Genomic DNA, 17,495 nt, shown 5'->3' with positions numbered 1-17,495 from the left:
AACTTATCCGGCGTCCCATGAGTTTCTACGGTGTTGTAGAAAGTGCCGCGCGCTTCCGTGGGGGACGCGCGATCGATGACCTGGATACAAGGAGTTCGCATGGCCCTGTGGGACCGCTTCAAGGAGTCGGCGTCGCAGATGCAGACCCAGCTCGTGGCGAAGAAGAACGACCTCAAGAGCGGGGCCTTCCGTGACGCGAGCATGGCCATGTGCGCGCTCGTGGCGGCGGCGGACGGCACGATCGACCCGTCCGAGCGGCAGCGGGTGGCCCAGCTGATCGCCACCAACGACGTGCTGCAGAACTTCCCGGCCGACGATCTGCGCCGCCGCTTCGACGAGAACCTGAACAAGCTGACCGCCGACTTCGACTTCGGCAAGGTGAGCGTGCTCCAGGAGATCGCCAAGGCGAAGAAGAAGCCCGCCGAGGCGCGGGCCGTGATCCAGATCGGCATCGTCATCGGCGGCGCGGACGGCGACTTCGACAAGACCGAGCAGGCCGTGGTCCGCGAGGCGTGCTACACGCTGGATCTGCCGCCGCACGAGTTCGACCTCTGACCGGCCGGGGGACCGGGGCGCGCCCGCCGTGACGGCGGCGCGCCCCGGCCGTACGGACCGCGGACGGCACGCAGGACGGCGTGAACCACACGGAGGGCACGGAGGGCACGGCCGGTGATCCGGCGAAGGGGTTGGTCTACAACTCGGCCAGCGCGCCCAGGAGTTCGGCCGCCGCCATGATGTCCCCGGTCAGTGGCCGGTCCTCGGTGCCGGGTGCCAGGGCGGTGGCGGCGGTGGCGAGGGCGGACAGCGGGGGCGGCACCGGACGCATCCGCAACGCCCTTACGGCGGAGACGAGTTCGCAGGCGAGGACGGTGGCGAAGGCGTCGGCGGCACGCTCGGTCTGCCGGGCGGCCTGTCCGGCGAAGGTGGCCGCCTCCTCCAGCCCGTGGGACTGCACGGCGTGCCCCGCCGAGGCGGGCATGGCGCACGAACGCAGCTCTGCCAGCGCCGAGTTGGCGGTGTACTCCAGGATCATCGCCCCGGAGCTGCCGGTCGGGCCGGTGGCCAGGAACGCGGGCAGCCCGGTGAGGTCCGCCCGGCCCAGCGCGGCGAGCCGGGCCACGGAGAGCTGGGCGGTCTGGAGCAGGGCGAGGTTGAGCCCGTCCAGTGCCAGGGCGAGCGGGACGGCGAAGAAGCCGCCGTGGTGGTAGAGACGCCCGTCGGGGGTCAGGACCGGGTTCTCCGAGGCGCAGTTGATCTCCGCCTCCACGGTCCGGCGCAGCCCGGCACACGCGTCCAGCGCGGCTCCGTGCGCCTGCGGGAACGCCCGGAAGCCAAAGGGGTCCTGGATGCGGCGGGGGGTGGAGAGAGCGCCGTACTCCTGGGGCACCGGCGTCGGCCCCGGTATGGCGCCATTCTCCAACTCAGGTGCGGGGAGCGGCACTTCATGTGTGCCGCCGCCGAGTGGTCCGGTGCGCTGCTGGGGCATGAGGGGCACCGACGTGTCCGGTGGGAGCACGGCCGACGCCCCGTCCCCACCGCGTTCCGGGCCGCCCCGTCCGGCTCCGCCGAGCCCCGCGCCCAGCCCCCCGTACGGCGCCTCGCGCACCCCCAGCAGCCGCAGCACCTCCCCCGCCGCACGCGCCGGGCCGGGGTAGGGACGCAGCGCGTGCACGGGTGCCGCGTACGCCTCCAGGGAGCCGGAGACGGCGGCCAGGGAGAGCGCGGCGACCGCGTGTGTGGCCCGGAGCAGCACGTCCACGGCGTGCCAGCCCAGCGCGGCCTGGCCCAGGGCCAGCGCGTTGCTGCTCAGCAGGGCGAGCGCGTCACCGGGACGCAGCGGCACGGGCGCGGGCAGCCGCCGCCCGCCCGGCACCCCGGACGCCTCCTGCGTGCCCGAGGTCCCGGACGTGCCTGAGGTACCGGACGTGCCCGCGATCTCGGAGGCGTCCGCGATCTCCGTCAACTCCGCCGTCAGCCAGGGCCGTTCACCGATCAGTGTCAGTCCGGTCTGGGCGAGCGCCGTGAGGTCGCCGGTACCCACTCCGCCGTAGGCGTTGACGGCCGGGTGGACGCCGAGGGCGAGCGCGTCGGTGAGAGCGGTGACGAAGCAGGGGTGGATGCCGGAGCCGCCCGCGAGCAGCTGGTTGGCGCGGACGGCGAGCAGGGCGCGGACCTGCCGGGCCGGGAGCAGTGGTCCGGCGCCGCCCGCGTGGCTGCGCAGCAGACGCAGCCCGTGCGCGGCCTCCTCGGCGGGGTCCACCGCGACCGAGCGGTGCGCGCCGACGCCCGTACCGCGCCCGTACCAGCGGCCGGAGGCGGCAAGCCGGTCGGCGTGCGCGCGGGCGGTGTGCAGCCGGGCCAGCGCCTCGGGCGCGAGGGCGGGTTCGGCGGTGCCGTCGGCCAGGGCGACCAGTGCGGGCAGGGCGAGGGCGCCGCCGTCCAGCACGACGCGGGCGCCCCCGGCCTCCGGGGTCGCCCGCGTCGTCGTGTCCACGCTCATGTGCCGTGGGGGTGCCGGATCAGCCGAGACCGGCGGACTTGAGCCAGGCCTTGGCCACGTCCAGCGGGTCCTTGTTCTCCGTCTGCACCTCGGTGTCCAGCTTCAGCAGGGTCTCGGTGTCCAGCTTGGCGGAGACGGCGTCGAGGGCGTCGGTGCCCTTGGCGTCGAGGTCGCCCTTGTGCACGAGCGGCTGGACGTTGGCGAAGCCGAAGAGGTTCTTGGTGTCCTGGAGGACGACGAACTTCTGCTTCACGATGGCCGGGTCCGTGGTGAAGATGTCGGCGGCCTGCACCGTGTTCTTCTGCAGCGCGGCCTGGGTGAGCGGGCCGCCCGCGTCCAGCGCCTTGAAGGACTTGAACTCCAGGCCGTAGACGTCCTTCAGGCCGACCAGGCCCTGGTGACGGGTCTGGAACTCCGGGGAACCTCCGATGACGAGGTCCTTGGCGATGTCCTTGAGGTCGGCCAGGGACGACTTGTCGGTGAGGTTGTACTTCTTCGCGGTGGCCGCGTTGAGGGTGACGGAGTCTTTGTCCTGCGCGGGCGACGGCTTGAGCAGCGCCAGCTTGCCGTCGAGCTTGGCCTCGATGGCCTGGGTGGTGCCCTCGACCGAGGTCGGCGCGGCCTTCTGGTCGAGGTAGGCGAGCAGCGCGCCGTTGTACTCGGGCAGGACGGAGATGGAGCCGTTCTTGAGGAGGCCGTAGGTGGTCTCGCGGCTGCCGATGTTCGGCTTGTAGGTGACCTTGATGCCCTTGGCCTTGAGTGCCTCGCCGTAGATGTCGGCGAGCAGGATGCTCTCGGCGAAGTTGTTGGAGCCGACGACGACGCCGTCCCCGCCCTTCTTGCCTTCTTCGAGCGGGTTGCCGCCGCTCTTGCCGTCCGAGGAGCCACAGCCCGCCAGCAGCGCGGTCGCCGCCGCGAGGGCGACCGCCGCCGCGCCTCGGTTCTTACGGATGGACCTGCTGATGCGGTTGTTGGAAGTCACCCACAGATCCAAACCAGCCAGTTCCGCGCCCGTCAAGTGCCCAGGGTCACCGATTGAGACCGATTGGCTTCCATGTGCGGTCAGTTGTGCTGACGAGGCGTTCAACATGTAACGCATTCTTGATAAAAGCCGAGCTGATCCGCGCTTCGACGGCCCTGTAGTCTCACCGAGTCGAAACCGGCCACAGCGGTGCGGGGTGCCGCTTCCGCCGCGAGGCGCCCACCAAGGAGGCCCGTTGTCCACGACCCAGGTGGACGCGCCCGACCGGCATGCCCAGGAGCACGGCGGCGCGACGAGTTTCGCGGACCGCTGGCCCTTCCGCCGCAAGCTCAACCTGCTCGTCGGCATCCCCATCGCGGTCGTCGCCGTCCTGCTGTCGTACCTGGTCAACGATCTGGTGCGGCAGTCCTCGGAGGCGGCGCGGGCGGCGGGCGCGGTGCGCGACAGCGCGCAGGTCGCCCGCCTGGTGGACCGGGTGGAGGCCGAGCACCAGCAGGCCATCCTGCTCTCGGTGCGCTACGAGTCCGGCGACGCCCGGCCCTCCCTCACCGCGTACCGGACCGCGCAGCGCGCGGTGGACACGCAGGTCCGCCAAGTGCGCGCCACCTACGGCGACGGCCTGCCGGACGCCGAGGCGCAGACGCTGCGCGACATCGAGGGCCTGTCCAGCCTGCGGGAGAGCGTGGAGGCCAGCTACCTCCCGGCCGACAACATCGACCCCGCCTACGTGGACGCGGCCGACCGGCTGATCGACGGTCTCGGGCTCGACCGGGACGCCTCGCTCGCCGACACCTTCACCGGCAACCTCCTCGACTCCCTGCTGCGCGCGGACGCCGCCCACGGTGCCTTCGAGACCAGCGTGTTCTCCGCGACCACACGGGACACCAACGCGCTGATCGAGTTCACGCACGCCGTCGGCTCGTACGACCTCTACACCCACCAGGCCGACCGGTTCACCCGGTTCGCCACCGAGGGGCAGGCCCGGCAGCTCGCCGGGATCGACCACACCGAGGCACAGCAGCAGATCGCCCGCGCCTACGCCGACCTCCAGATCGACCCCGCGCAGCTGGACGCGGGCTCGCGGGAGAGCATCCGGCTCGCGGTGCGCGACGCCTTGGCCGACTATCCCGACTACCGCGAACAGGCCGCCGCCCGGCTGAAGATCACCACCGCGCTGATCGACCAGATCGCGGACCGCGCCGACGCCGCGTCCGGTTCGGCGCAGTGGCGCGCCGGGTTCCTGCTGTACGGCGCGCTGATCGGCTTCGTGCTGTGGATCGCGCTCGCGGTGCTGGTGCGCCGCTCGGTGATCCGGCCGGTGCAGGCGCTCACCGGGGCCGCGCGGGAGGTCGCGGAGGTCGCCGGGCGCGAGCTGGACCGGGTCGCCGACGACGACGCCGAGGACGCCGCCCCGCCCCGGCTGCGGGACGTACCGGTCACCGCGCGGGACGAGATCGGTGATCTGGCCGAGGCGTTCAACCGGGTGCAGACCACCGCGTCCGCGCTGCTGGAACGCCAGGTGCTCAGCCGCCGCAACACGGCCGAGATGTTCGGCAACGTGGGCCGCCGCGTCAGCAACCTGACGAGCCGTCAGCTCACCCTGATCGACTCCGTGGAGCGCGGCGAGACCGATCCCGCGCTGCTGGAACGCCTCTACTCCATCGACCACATCGCGGTCCGGCTGCGCCGCAACGCCGACAGCCTGATGCTGCTGGCCGGTATCCGCGAGACCGCCCTGGACGGCGGCCCGAGCACCCTGTCCCACGTGGTGCGCGCCGCGCTCGGCCAGATCGAGGGGTACCGCAGGGTACGGCTGTACGCCGCCTCCGATGCCGTGATCGCGCCGGACGTCATCGGTGACCTCACCCTGATGACGGCCGAACTGGTGGAGAACGCGGTGTCGTTCTCGCCGCACGGCAGCCCGGTCGAGGTGACCGTGGGCCACGGGCCCGACGGCGCCCATGTCGTCGTCACCGACCACGGACTCGGCATGAGCGCCGAACGGCTCGCGGAGGAGAACGCCCGCCTGGTCCGCCGTGAGCGCCTGGACCTCGTACCCACCAAGGTGCTGGGCCTGTTCGTGGTGGGCGCGCTGGCCCGGCGCTGGCAGCTCCGGGTGCAGCTGACCCGCACGCCGGGCGGCGGGGTCACCGCCGAGGTGACGCTGCCCGACTCCCTGCTGCTGCGCACGTCCGCACCGGCCGACCGGGGCGCCGGGGAAGCCGCCGTACCGGTGGGCGTCGGCCCGGCGGACACCGGGGGCCCGTCGGGTCCCGTACCGGCGCGGACCGCCGAGGAGGCCCGGCCGCCGCTGCCCGCCCAGCGGCGGGCGGAACCGGAACCCGAGCCCGCGCACGGCGAGCACCCCGCGCCCGCGCCGGAACCCGCGCACGACCACGAGCGCGCGCAGAGCGGCACGGAGGCGTCCGGCGCCGGGGACGACACCTCGCTCCCCCGCCGTCTCCCGCGCCGCCGGGCCGACTCGGACCCCGCACCCGGCCACGACCCCGTTCCGGCCACCGCCGGGGAGCCGCCCGCTCCCGCCGGGAGCACCCTGCGCCGCCGGGTGCGCGGCGCCACGCTGCGGACGACGGCCGGGACGGCCGAGGCCGCACCGCAGGCCGCCGCCCGTCCCCGCGACGCGGACGCCGAGCGGGACGCGCTGGAGGAGTTCGAGGCGGCGGTGCGCCGCGCGAACCTGGACACCGGCGCCTTCCACCTGCCCGCCCGGCCCGAGGTCCCCGAGGGCATGGGGAGCCCCGAAGCCCCCACCGCGTCCGGTGTGTCCGGCGTCCCCCGCCGTACCACCCCGCCGCACGACCAGAACCATCTTCCGGAAGGAGCCGAGAGTTGAGCACGTCCACAGGTGACACCCCGACGAGCGGTGCGGGCACGGCCGATCTGCGGGCCGCCGCCGCCGATTTCACCTGGCTGCTGAACCGCTTCGCCACCGAGACCGCGGGCGTCGTGGACGCCATCGCGGTCTCCTCGGACGGTCTGCTGATCGCCGTGTCGGAACTGCGCGAGCGCGCGCACTCCGAGCGGCTCGCCGCGATCGTCTCCGGCATCACCAGCCTGGCCGCCGGTGCGTCCGGCAACTACGGTCTCGGCGCCCTGAACAAGGTCATCATCGACCTGGAGGGCGGCCATGTCATCGTCTCCGCGATCGGCAGCGGCGCCGTGCTCGGCGTGGTCGCCGACAAGGACGCCAAGCTCGGCAACATCGCGTACGAGATGACGGTGTTCGCCAACCGCGCCGGTGCCGCGCTCAGCCCGCAGCTGGTGATGGAGCTGAAGAACAGCGTCGGCGTGGCACGGTGAGCCCCTGCCGTGCCCGCCGGGCCGCCGACGCCGACCGGGCCGACCGGGCCGACCGGGCCGACCGGGAGAGGAAGGGCTGACAGCCATGCCGGACGGCACCCCGTCCCCGGGCGAGGCCGCCCGCGCCTCGGCCGTACGGCCGTTCCTGGTCACCTCGGGCCGGGTGGCCGACGGCGGTTCCGGGCGCGCGCTGCCGGTGGAGACGCAGGTGGTGACGACCTCGGGCGGTCTGGACGCGCTCGACGGCCTCTCCTTCGAGCGGCATGACATCGTTGCCGCCTGCCGGCTGCCGCAGTCGCTCGCCGAACTCGCCGCCCGGCTGCGGCTGCATCTGAACGTGGTGCGGGTGCTGGCCGAGGACCTGCGCGAGGCGGGGCAGCTCGCGGTGCACGTGCCCGACGCGGCCATCACCCACGACGCGTCCGTCCTGCGCCGGGTCATCGCCGGCCTGCGCGCCATCCCCGATTCCCGGAAGGTACCGAGTGACTCCGACTGAGGCCCCGACCCGGGACGCGTACGCGGCACCGGCCGCGCCGCCGCTGCCGGTCAAGATGGTGATCGCGGGCGGCTTCGGCGTGGGCAAGACCACCACCGTGGGCTCCATCTCCGAGATCGAGCCGCTGACCACCGAGGCGTCCATCACCGAGGTCGCGGCGGGCGTGGACGACCTGACGCACACGCCGGGCAAGACCACCACCACGGTGGCGATGGACTTCGGCTGCGTCACCATCGACCCGACGCTGAAGCTGTACCTGTTCGGCACGCCCGGCCAGGAGCGGTTCGGGTTCATGTGGGACGACCTGGTGGAGGGCGCGGTCGGCGCCCTGGTCATCGTGGACACCCGGCGCCTGGACGACTGCTTCGCCGCCGTGGACTACTTCGAGCACCGGGGCATCCCGTTCGCGGTGGCGGTCAACGCCTTCGACGGCAGGGTGGAGCACCCGCTCGACGAGGTCCGCTGGGCACTGGACGTGTCCGAGGGCGTCCCGCTGGTGGTGTTCGACGCGCGGGAACGCGGCTCGGTGCGGGACGCGCTGCTCACCGTGCTGGAGCTGGCGCTGTCCCGCACCGGGGGCTGAACTCCCCGCCGGGGAGGCTCACTCGCTCCGGCGGACGCCGGGCGAGACGGTGAACCGGGAGACGGCCCAGAAGAACAGCAGCGTCACCAGGGCCATCCCGGCGACCAGGGTGGCGCCGCCGACGACCTTCTCGTAGTTCTTCTGGGAGAGGCCGTCGATGATGTACCGGCCGAGACCGCCGAGACCGGTGTACGCGGCGATGGTGGCCGTGGACACGATCTGGATGGCGGCGGAGCGCAGCCCGCTGAGGATCAGCGGCAGCGCGACCGGGAGTTCGACCCGGAAGAGGATGCGGGACTCGTGGATGCCCATGCCGCGTGCCGCGTCCACCGGCGAGGGGTCCACGGAGCGTACGGCCTCGTAGGTGGTGACCAGGATCGGCGGGACCGCGAGCACGACGAGCGGCACCATCGCCGGTCCGGTGCCGAAGCCGAACCAGGTGACGACCAGCACCAGCAGGCCGAAGGTGGGCAGCGCCCGCCCGCCGGTGGCGATCAGCGCGAGGGTGTTGCCGCCGCGTCCGAAGTGCCCGGTGACCAGGCCGACCGGCAGTCCGATGACGGCGGCGAGGACGAGCGCCTCCAGCGAGTACACGACGTGCTCGCCGAGCCGGGTGGGGATGCCGTCGTACCCGTGCCAGAGGGCGCCGTCGCCGAAGAAGTGGCTGATGTAGTCGAGAACGTTCACCGGGCCGTGCTCTCCTTCGGCATCCAGGGGGTGAGCAGCATCCGTACGCCGACCAGGACCGCGTCGAGGACGACCGCCAGCAGGGCCGTGGTGACCACGGAGTTCACGGCCAGTTCGGGCCGGTGGTAGATCTGCGCGTCGTTCAGCAGGTTGCCCAGGGCGCCCTGGTTGCCGATGAGCATGCCGACGCTGACCAGCGAGACGCTGGAGACGGTGGCGACGCGCAGGCCCGCGATGATGGCGGGCACGGCGATGGGCAGCTGGACCTGGAGATAGCGCCGTACGGGTCCGAGCCCGAGGGCGGTGGCGGCGGCCAGGGTCTCCTGGGGCACCGAGCGGACACCGTCCACGATGGCCGGGACCAGCACCACCAGGCTGTAGACCGCGAGCGGGATCATCACCGTGGTCTCGGACAGACCGGTGTAGTCGATGAGCACGACGAAGAACGCCAGCGACGGGATCGCGTACAGCACCGTGGTGATGCCGAAGAGCGGCGGGTACACCCACTTGAAGCGGACGCAGAGCTGCGCGAGGGGCAGCGCCAGCAGCAGACCGGCCAGGACCGGGATCAGCGCCTCGCGCAGATGCAGCCCGATGAGTCCCGCGTAGCTGTGCTGGAGGTCGCTCGGGATGTCGAAGAAGCGGCTGAGGTTCATCGCGCGGCCGTCACGTCCTCGCGCCCGGCGGCGTGCGCGGTGCGGATCGCCTCGCCGATGACCTGCTGGGAGACGACACCGGTGGCACGGCCCTCGTCGTCCACGGCCACCGCCCAGCCGGTCGGGGAGAGCACGGCGCCGTCGAGGGCGGTACGCAGCGAGTCACGGCCGGGGGTGAACGGCCGCCCGTGGTTGAGCAGCCGGGCCGGGTCGATGGCCCCGGCGGTGAGGTCGTCCGGGGCGCCCCAGCCGAGCGGACGCCCGTCGGTGTCCACGACCAGCAGGTATGGGACGTCTGCGGGCGCGGTCAGCCGGGCGGCGGGCGCGTCCATCGCGACCACCGGCTCGGTGCGCAGTTCGAGTCCGGCGGACGGGAAGAAGGAGAGCCGCCGGATGCCCCGGTCGGCGCCGAGGAAGTCCTCGACGAACGCGTCGGCGGGCGCGGTGAGCAGTTCGGCGGGCGGCGCGTACTGCGCGAGGTGCCCGCCGGTGCGCAGGACGGCGACCATCGTGCCGAGCTTGATGGCCTCGTCGATGTCATGGGTGACGAAGACGATGGTCTTGCCCAACTCGTCCTGGATGCGCAGCAGTTCGTCCTGGAGGCCCTTGCGGACGATGGGGTCCACGGCGGAGAACGGCTCGTCCATGAGCAGCACGGGCGGGTCGGCGGCGAGCGCCCGGGCGACGCCGACGCGCTGCTGCTGGCCGCCGGAGAGCTGGTACGGGTAGCGCTTGGCGAGGGCGGTGTCGAGTCCGACCCGGCCCATCAGCTCGGCGGCCCGCTCGCGCGCCTTCGGCTTGCTCCAGCCGAGCAGGCGGGGCACGGTGGCGATGTTGTCCAGGATGGTGCGGTGCTGGAAGAGGCCCGCGTTCTGGATGACGTAACCCATCGACCGGCGCAGGGTGTTGACCGGTTGGTCGCGTATGTCGGCACCGTCCAGCAGGATCGTTCCCTCACTGGGCTCGACCATCCGGTTGATCATCCGCAGGGTGGTCGTCTTGCCGCATCCCGAAGGGCCGACGAGGACCGTGATCGCCCGGTCGGGTATGTCGAGCGACAGCCGGTCCACGGCCACCGTCCCGTCCGCGTACCGCTTGGTGACTTGGTCTATGCGTATCAAAGCCCGCGTCCTTCGGTTTGGCTGAGCCTGGCCGTTGCCGGGAGAGTTTAGACGCAGAGTGTTGCGGCACTGCGACGGGTGCGGGCCCGGCAGCCAGGCGTGACCGGACCGTGCCCGACCTGTGAGCTGCCCGATTCCCGCCGTTCCATGCCCGGTCGGGGGCCGGTCCGCCGACTACGGTCGGTGACGTTCCGTCAAGGTGTCGGCGGCGTGGGGCGATGCGTTCCCGGCCGTCCCGTCCGGTCCGGGAGACGGTCCGGAGGACGGTCCGGGGGTCGGTCCGCGCGGCGGTCCGGTGTCGGTCCGGGGGTGGGGGCGGGCGGCGAGGACGGCGACGTCGTCCTCGGCCCGGTGGGCGTCGAGTCCGGCGAGGACGGTGTCCAGGATCACCTCGATGCCGTCGCCCGCGCCGAAGCGGAGCGCGGCGAGCCGGGCCAGGGAGCGATCGATGTCCTCGCCCCGGCGTTCCACCAGTCCGTCGGTGAACGCCACCAGCGTGTCCCCGGGCCCCAGCCGATGGGTGGCCGACTCGTAGCCGCCGAGTCCGGTGCCGAGCGGCGGGCCGACCGGGACGGGGAGCAGCGAGGTGGTGCCGTCGGGGCCGATCAGCACGGGCGGCAGGTGCCCGGCGCCCGCGACGGTGACCTGGCCGCGTCCGGGATCGACGCGGGCGAGCAGGCAGGTGGCGGGGCGCCGGTCGGGTTCCCCGGCGGCGATGTCGTCCATCTGCCGCAGGACCCGGTGCGGGGGCAGGTCGGAGGAGGCGATGGCGCGCAGCGAGGAGCGGTAGGCGTTCATGTCCACGGCCGCCTCGAGACCGTGACCCATCACGTCCCCGACGACGAGCAGGGTCCGGCCGAAGTGCAGCCGCACGGTTTCGCACCAGTCGCCGCCGACCAGGGTCCGGCCGCCGGCCGGGTGGTAGCGGACGGCGACGTCCAGGTTGGGGTGCGGGCGGCCGGGCTCGGCCAGCAGGGCCCGCTGGAGGTCCCCGACAGTACGGCTCGCCTCCGCGAAGGTGCGGGCGTGCCGGATGTGGGAGGCGGCCCGCTCCGCGAGCAGGGCCAGCGCCCCGGGCTCCACCCGTCCGGTACGGGGACGCCCGCACGCCCAGACCAGCACGCCGTACTGGTCGTCGCCGCTGGCCAGGGGGAGGCCCAGCGCGCTGGTGCCGGGGCCGGTGTACTCGGCCCGGCTGTCCCGGCGGGGGCCGGTGGCGGTGTCCCGCGCGAGTCCGGCGGCCCACTCCGCGCCGGGCAGCAGGGCGGGGTCGCCGGTGACGGCCTCGTAGCCGGAGAGGGTGCGGCCGGTGCGGCGGACGACCGCCGCCGCTCCCCCGGCCAGCCGCACCACGGCGCGGGTCAGCTCGGCGCAGGTGGCCGACTCGTCGAGTGTGGTGCCGATGCCCGCGAGAAGGTCGCCGGACAGGGCCGGGGCGCCCTCGGGACCGGGGTCCGCGGCGGCCGGACCACCGGTGCCGGTGGACGTGGGGGCGCGCCGGGCGTGGAGCCATCGGGTGATCCCGCTCGCCCCTGCGGAGTCCCCGGCCGGGCGGGACCGGGCACCCGTCACGGGTGTCCCGGCCGTCTCCGGCGCCCCTGCGGCCTCACGCGCCCCGCGGCTCCAGCCGCAGCGAGATGCTGTTGATGCAGTAGCGCTGGTCGGTGGGGGTGCCATACCCCTCGCCCTCGAAGACGTGCCCCAGGTGCGAGCCGCAGCGGGCGCAGCGCACCTCGGTGCGGACCATGCCGTGCGAGCGGTCCTGGAGGAGTTCCACCGCGTCGGTGTCCTTCGGGTCGAAGAAGGACGGCCAGCCGCAGTGGGACTCGAACTTGGTGTCCGAGGTGAACAGCTCGGCACCGCAGGCCCGGCAGGAGTAGACGCCCTGGGTCCTGGTGTCGGTGTACTCACCGGTGAAGGCGGGCTCGGTGCCCGCCTGGCGCAGCACGGCGTACTCGGCCGGGCTCAGCTCCGCGCGCCACTGCTCGTCCGGCTTCTCGACGTCGTACGACATGAACCTCAGCCCCTCTTGTCTGCGTGGTGCTCCGCCGCCGCTCAGGCACGCGACAGGCGGTCCAGGATGCGCGGGCCGAGGTCCGTGACGTCGCCCGCGCCCATCGTGAGAACGAGATCACCGGGGCCCGCCATTCCCGCGACGGCCTCCGGGATCTCCGCCCTGTCCGGCACGGAGGTCACGTCGGCACCGGCCGCGCGCGCCGCCTCGACGATCAGGGCGCTGGTGACACCGGGGAGCGGGTCCTCGCGGGCCGGGTAGATGTCCAGGACCAGGGAGGCGTCGGCGAGCGCCAGTGCCTGGCCCATCTCCTTGCCCAGCTCCTGGGTGCGGGAGAACAGGTGCGGCTGGAAGACGACGAGGATGCGGCTGTCCCCGGCCGCGGCCCGCATGGCCTCCAGGTCGGCGGTCATCTCGGTGGGGTGGTGCGCGTAGGAGTCGATGACCTGCACCCCGGCCGCCTCGCCCTTGAGCTGGAGGCGGCGCTTGACCCCGGTGTACGCGGCGAGCGCGGGGGCCAGGTCGGCGGCGGGCACGCCGAGCGCGACACCGGCGGCGAGCGCCGCGACCGCGTTGAGGGCGTAGTGGCGGCCGGGCACCGAGACGCCGAAGGTGATCTTCTCGCCGTCCAGCAGCACGGTGACCCGGCTCCTGAGCCCCTGCGGCTCGACGGCCAGCACCCGCACGTCGGCGTCCTCGGCCTCGCCGTACGTCACGGTCCGCACCGAGCCGGGCAGCCGCCGGGTCAGCTCGCGGGCGCCCTCCTGGTCGGCGGAGACCACCAGGGTGCCGCCGGGCACGATCCGGCCCGCGAAGGTCTCGAAGGACTCGTAGATCTCGTCCATCGAGGCGTAGTTGGCGTGGTGGTCCAGCTCCACGTTGAGGACGATGGCGACCTCGGGGGCGTACTTGTGGAAGCTGCGGTCCGACTCGTCGGCCTCGGCCACGAAGATCTCGCCGGTGCCGTGCTCCGCGTTGGAGCCGGGCGCGTCCAGGTCGCCGCCGATGGCGTAGGACGGCGCCAGGCCGAGCGCGCCGAGCGAGACTGCCAGCATGGAGGTGGTCGTGGTCTTGCCGTGGGTCCCGGCCACCGCGATCGGCCGCAGGCCGTCCATCAGCGCGGCCAGCGCGTCGGAGCGGTGCACCACCGGCACGCCCAGTTCGGCGGCGCGGGCCAGTTCGGGGTTGTCGGCGCGGATCGCGGAGGAGACCACGACACAGCTGGCGTCGTCCGCGAGGTGCTCCGCCGCGTGCCCGATGTGCACGGTGGCACCGGACGCGCGCAGCGCCTCGGCGGTGGCGGAGTCCTTGGCGTCGCTGCCCGCCACGCGCGCGCCCCGCCGCGCGAGGATCTTGGCGATGCCCGACATCCCGGCGCCGCCGATGCCGATGAAGTGCGGTCGGTTCATGGCGGGGGGAAGGCCGGGTGCCATGCGTCTCTCCATAAGATCCGGTGCGTGCTGAGCGGCCCCAGCCTATGCGGCACGCGGGTGGGGGCCGCGCAACGGGTCTCCGCGCCGCGCGGGGCGGAGACGGCGGGCCGGGTGCGGGCGGGCCTGGCCGGGCCGCGGGTGGGCCTGACCGGATCGCGGGTGGGGCCTCCGCCAGGGTGCGACACCGTCTCGCCGTCCGCCTCGCTGTCCGCCTCGCCCCGCTGCCCCGCCCTCCGCGCCCGTGCGCCCACGCTCCTGTCCGCGGGGCCCGTCCGGCGGGGCCCTACTGCGCCTTGCTGTGCGAGAACAGCTTCAGCACCGGGACGCCGACCTTGTGCCGGGCGCGGGAGGCCCAGTCCCGGTGGAAGAACTCCTCGACGTAGTGCGGGTCGGTGAGGACGATGACCTCGTCGGCGCCGACCTCGGCCACGAGGTCCTTCAGCCCGTCCAGCGGGTGGTCCTCCACCAGCCGCCCCTCGGCCGCGCCGCCCGCCGCCCGCAGCGCCGCGAGGGAGACGTCCAGGGCCTGGCGTCCGACGCTTCTCGCTTCCTCGCCCTCGGGGGTGTCGCCCTCGCGGACGGCGTCGTCCAGTTCGCCGAGCGCGATGTCGTCGATGGCCCGCAGGAGCCGGTCCGCCTGGTCGCCGCGCGGCTGGAGCAGCACATGGAAGGCGACCGGCTCGTCCGCGTGCAGGGTGGTGACGAACTCCACGTCGGCGGACGTCAGTGCCTTCTCGATCATCAGAACGCTTGTGAACACCAGGCGCCTCTTCTCCTTCGAGGGCCCGATGGGGCCCCTGCGGTGCGGGCCGGACGCGGCCCTGCGGAAACCATCCTGCCCCGTGATCGCACGGGTAGTACCGACCGCGACCGCCCGCGCGTCCCCAACCGGAACAGCGGATTCCGTACGGCTCGGCGCGGTTTCGGAGGTCAGGGGCGCCGGTAGCGTCCGAACAGGAACCCGTCGTCCTCCAGCAGCGCGGCCAGCGCGTACCGGTGCGGTACGGCGACCGGCGGGCCCCCGGCGATGCGCTGCGCGTCCCCGGCGGTGAGCATCGGGGCGAGGGTCAGGCACAGTTCGTCCAGCACCCCGGCCGCGATGAACTGGCCCAGCAGCCGCGGGCCGCCCTCGGTGAGCTGGCGTACGTGTCCGAGGTCCGCCAGCGCCCGTACGGCACGGGCCGGGTCCACGCCCGTACCGTCCCCGGCGACCAGGACCCGCGCCCCGGCGCGCTCGGCGGCGGCGACCCGGTCGGCGGGCGCGGCGGCGCCGGTCAGGATCACGGTGGGCACGAGCGGCGCGGTGAACAGCGGCAGCGAGAAGTCCAGGTCGAGCCCGGCGGTGACGACCGCGACGGCCGGGGCGGGTGTCTGTCCCGCCGCCGCGCGGGCCGCCGCGAACTCCTCGCGCGCGCGGGCCGGACGGTACCCCTCCTGCCGTACCGTCTCCGCGCCCACGACGATCACGTCCGCGAGTGCGCGGAGCGTACCGAAGATACGCATGTCGGCCGGGCAGGAGATGGGCTGCGAGCGCCCGTCGTGCTGGGCCGCGCCGTCGAGTGTGGAGACCATGTTGCCGCGCAGCCAGGAGCGGGGCGCGGCCGTCGCGTCCGACGGGCCGGGCACCGGCCCGGAGTCCGGCGGAGGCGCCAGGTCCGGGTAGGCGTAGGCGGCGGCCAGCTCCGCGAGGCTCCACTGCCGGTCCCCCCGGGCGCCGGGCGGCGGGGACTCGGGGTCGGCGGGCCACGCGTCGGGCGCCGGGGGCGCTGTCTCGTCGGTCACAGGGAACAGGCGTCGCATGCCGTGCAGTGTTCCACGGCCCTTATCCTGGGTAATCGTGTCGTCCTCCACCGCAGCTCCCGGTTCCGGCCCGCTGACCGACGCGGGTCCCGTCTCCCTGTGCGCCCGCGAGCCGCACGTCCCCGCGGACCGGCTGGTCGCCGAGATGGTGCCGCCGCCGCGTTTCGACGCGGTCCGCTTCGCCACGTACATCCCGGACCCGGACCAGCCCAGCCAGACCGAGGCCGTCCGGGTCCTGGAGGGGTTCGCGGCGGGGCTCGGCGGGGCGCACGCGAGCGGCGCCGGGCGGCGCGGTTTCCTCGGGCTCGGACGCGCCAGGGCGGCGAAGGCCCCGGCCGGACCGCGCGGTGTCTATCTGGACGGCGGCTACGGCGTCGGCAAGACCCACCTGCTCGCCTCGCTGTGGCACGCCACCCCGGCCGAGCCCGCGCTGAAGGCGTTCGGCACCTTCGTGGAGCTGACCAACCTCGTCGGCGCCCTCGGTTTCCAGCAGACGGTGCGCACACTCGGCGGCCACCGGCTGCTCTGCATCGACGAGTTCGAGCTGGACGACCCGGGCGACACGGTGCTGGTCTCCACGCTGCTCGGCAAGCTGGTCGAGTCGGGCGTGGCGCTGGCCGCCACCTCCAACACGCTGCCCGGCAAACTCGGTGAGGGCCGGTTCGCCTCGGTGGACTTCCTGCGCGAGATCCAGGGCCTGTCCGCGCACTTCCGCGCGCAGCGCATCGACGGCGACGACTACCGGCACCGCGGCCTGCCCGAGGCACCGGCGCCGTTCACCGACGAGCAGGTGACCAAGGCGGCGTACGCGACGCCGGACGCCTCGCTGGACGGCTTCCCGGCCCTGCTGGCGCATCTGGCGCGGGTCCACCCGAGCCGGTACGGCGCGCTGACCGACGGGCTGCGCGCGGTGTGCCTGACCGATGTCCGCCCGGTGCCCGACCAGTCCACCGCGCTCCGGCTGGTGGTGCTGGCCGACCGGCTCTACGACCGTGAGGTCCCGGTGCTCTCCTCGGGGCAGCCGTTCGACCGGCTGTTCAGCGAGGAGATGCTGAACGGCGGCTACCGGAAGAAGTACTTCCGCGCGATATCGCGGCTGACCGCGCTGGCGCGGGACGCCAAGGGACTCGTGGCGTCGTAGCGACTCCCGTGGGCCGAGGGGCTCGCGCGGTCACGGCGACACCCGCGCGCGGACGGGCAGTTGCCGCCACCCGTCCGGGGCGCGCCGTTCGCAATCCCCTGCGACAAACGATCAGGGTTGCGTGCGTCAAGGGCCGGTTCCCGCCACCGGACCACCACTTTCCACGCTCTCTCGACGTCTTAACGCACCGTTAACCCTGCAAAGCCCTCCGCCGGGTTACCGTTCCTCTTGACCATTCGTTGACCAACGCTTGGGGTGCGCAAGAGGCGCGAACTGTCGTGAGGGGGGCGCATGTTCCGAGGTAAGGGGGCGCATGCCCTCCTCGCACTGCTCGCCGTGATCCTGCTGGCCCTGCCGGGACCGGCCGCGACGGGAACCTTCGCAGCCGCGCACACGATCAGTCATGCCAAAGCCACGACGACGACGGCTCCCCAGGCCGCTCCCGCGCCCCAGGCCCGGTCCTCGGCGGCCCCCGCACCCCCGGTGCGCAAGGCCGCTCCCGCGTTCCGCGAGAGCGGCTGCCCCCAGGAACCGCACGCCGTACGGCATCTGCGGGACCGTCAGCGCGGCTCCGCCACCGGCTCCACGCCGGAGCGCGCGCTCATAGTCAGGTCCGGCGCCCACGCGGCGCCGGTTCCCTCCGGTGCTCCGCACCCCGGCTCCGCCGTTCCGTACGGAGCCACCTCCCCGGCGGCCCTTCAGGTCTTCCGCTGCTGAGGGACGGCTCCCTCCCCCCACGAATGCCGTGCAAGCCCGACGCG

At 73.5% G+C, this 17,495-nt stretch carries 17 protein-coding genes; 7 read left to right on the top strand and 10 right to left on the bottom strand.

All coding sequences use genetic code 11. From position 1 onward, the window contains the following. Positions 1-99 precede the first annotated feature (99 nt). Positions 100-555, top strand: a complete 456-nt coding sequence (locus KUM39_RS07710) for a tellurite resistance TerB family protein (protein ID WP_217784669.1) — start codon at positions 100-102, stop codon at positions 553-555. Between the two features lie 136 nt (positions 556-691). Here KUM39_RS07710 and KUM39_RS07705 read toward each other — a convergent pair whose 3' ends face one another. Beyond that, complete coding sequence (locus tag KUM39_RS07705) at positions 692-2,500, bottom strand: aromatic amino acid ammonia-lyase (protein ID WP_217784668.1); 1,809 nt, start codon at positions 2,498-2,500, stop codon at positions 692-694. 19 nt (positions 2,501-2,519) lie between these two features. Further along, entirely contained in the window at positions 2,520-3,482 is a 963-nt protein-coding gene (locus KUM39_RS07700) for an ABC transporter substrate-binding protein (RefSeq protein WP_217784667.1), read from the bottom strand. A gap of 235 nt (positions 3,483-3,717) precedes the next feature. Here KUM39_RS07700 and KUM39_RS07695 point away from each other — a divergent pair, with 235 nt between their 5' ends. The 4 genes from KUM39_RS07695 to KUM39_RS07680 all read left to right on the top strand — a co-directional run bounded on the left by KUM39_RS07695 (position 3,718) and on the right by KUM39_RS07680 (position 7,882). Then, positions 3,718-6,336 (top strand): sensor histidine kinase, encoded by a 2,619-nt coding sequence (locus KUM39_RS07695; protein ID WP_217784666.1) that lies wholly within the window; start codon positions 3,718-3,720, stop codon positions 6,334-6,336. Continuing rightward, complete coding sequence (locus tag KUM39_RS07690) at positions 6,333-6,803, top strand: roadblock/LC7 domain-containing protein (protein ID WP_217784665.1); 471 nt, start codon at positions 6,333-6,335, stop codon at positions 6,801-6,803. Before KUM39_RS07695 ends, KUM39_RS07690 begins: the two co-directional genes overlap by 4 nt. Positions 6,804-6,888: 85 nt before the next feature. Next, positions 6,889-7,299: a DUF742 domain-containing protein gene (locus KUM39_RS07685; protein ID WP_217784664.1), complete on the top strand. Its 411-nt coding sequence runs from the start codon at positions 6,889-6,891 to the stop codon at positions 7,297-7,299. Next, a complete protein-coding gene (locus tag KUM39_RS07680; protein ID WP_217784663.1) occupies positions 7,286-7,882 on the top strand; it encodes a GTP-binding protein in 597 nt (198 codons plus the stop codon). The genes KUM39_RS07685 and KUM39_RS07680 overlap by 14 nt, the downstream gene beginning before the upstream one ends. An 18-nt stretch (positions 7,883-7,900) precedes the next feature. Here the strand turns inward: KUM39_RS07680 and KUM39_RS07675 are convergent, their stop codons facing one another. The 8 genes from KUM39_RS07675 to KUM39_RS07640 form a co-directional block, all read right to left on the bottom strand. Further along, on the bottom strand, positions 7,901-8,569 hold the full coding sequence (locus KUM39_RS07675; RefSeq protein ID WP_217784662.1) for an ABC transporter permease: 669 nt from the start codon (positions 8,567-8,569) through the stop codon (positions 7,901-7,903). Continuing rightward, entirely contained in the window at positions 8,566-9,225 is a 660-nt protein-coding gene (locus KUM39_RS07670) for an ABC transporter permease (protein ID WP_217784661.1), read from the bottom strand. Before KUM39_RS07670 ends, KUM39_RS07675 begins: the two co-directional genes overlap by 4 nt. Further along, positions 9,222-10,346, bottom strand: coding sequence for an ABC transporter ATP-binding protein (locus tag KUM39_RS07665; RefSeq protein WP_217784660.1), 1,125 nt, complete (start codon positions 10,344-10,346; stop codon positions 9,222-9,224). Before KUM39_RS07665 ends, KUM39_RS07670 begins: the two co-directional genes overlap by 4 nt. Positions 10,347-10,520: 174 nt before the next feature. Then, positions 10,521-11,918, bottom strand: a complete 1,398-nt coding sequence (locus KUM39_RS07660; protein WP_308288077.1) for a PP2C family protein-serine/threonine phosphatase — start codon at positions 11,916-11,918, stop codon at positions 10,521-10,523. A gap of 34 nt (positions 11,919-11,952) precedes the next feature. Next, positions 11,953-12,360, bottom strand: a complete 408-nt coding sequence (gene msrB / locus KUM39_RS07655) for a peptide-methionine (R)-S-oxide reductase MsrB (RefSeq protein ID WP_217784659.1) — start codon at positions 12,358-12,360, stop codon at positions 11,953-11,955. Positions 12,361-12,401: 41 nt separating this feature from the next. Further along, positions 12,402-13,793: a UDP-N-acetylmuramate--L-alanine ligase gene (gene murC, locus KUM39_RS07650; protein ID WP_217784658.1), complete on the bottom strand. Its 1,392-nt coding sequence runs from the start codon at positions 13,791-13,793 to the stop codon at positions 12,402-12,404. Positions 13,794-14,076: 283 nt separating this feature from the next. Then, a complete protein-coding gene (locus KUM39_RS07645) occupies positions 14,077-14,553 on the bottom strand; it encodes an indole-3-glycerol phosphate synthase (RefSeq protein WP_217784657.1) in 477 nt (158 codons plus the stop codon). Between the two features lie 170 nt (positions 14,554-14,723). Then, on the bottom strand, positions 14,724-15,593 hold the full coding sequence (locus tag KUM39_RS07640; protein ID WP_217784656.1) for a pyrimidine reductase family protein: 870 nt from the start codon (positions 15,591-15,593) through the stop codon (positions 14,724-14,726). A gap of 37 nt (positions 15,594-15,630) precedes the next feature. Between KUM39_RS07640 and zapE the strand changes: the two genes are divergently transcribed. After that, positions 15,631-16,734 (top strand): cell division protein ZapE, encoded by a 1,104-nt coding sequence (gene zapE, locus KUM39_RS07635; protein WP_217784655.1) that lies wholly within the window; start codon positions 15,631-15,633, stop codon positions 16,732-16,734. 291 nt (positions 16,735-17,025) lie between these two features. Further along, a complete protein-coding gene (locus tag KUM39_RS07630) occupies positions 17,026-17,451 on the top strand; it encodes a hypothetical protein (RefSeq protein WP_217784654.1) in 426 nt (141 codons plus the stop codon). The last annotated feature ends 44 nt before the right edge of the window (positions 17,452-17,495 follow it).

The organism is Streptomyces corallincola, assembly GCF_019104725.1.
Lineage (GTDB): Bacteria > Actinomycetota > Actinomycetes > Streptomycetales > Streptomycetaceae > Streptomyces > Streptomyces corallincola.
The sequence above is the reverse complement of the archived record's forward strand: the minus strand, read 5'-3'. Positions and strand labels throughout refer to the sequence as shown.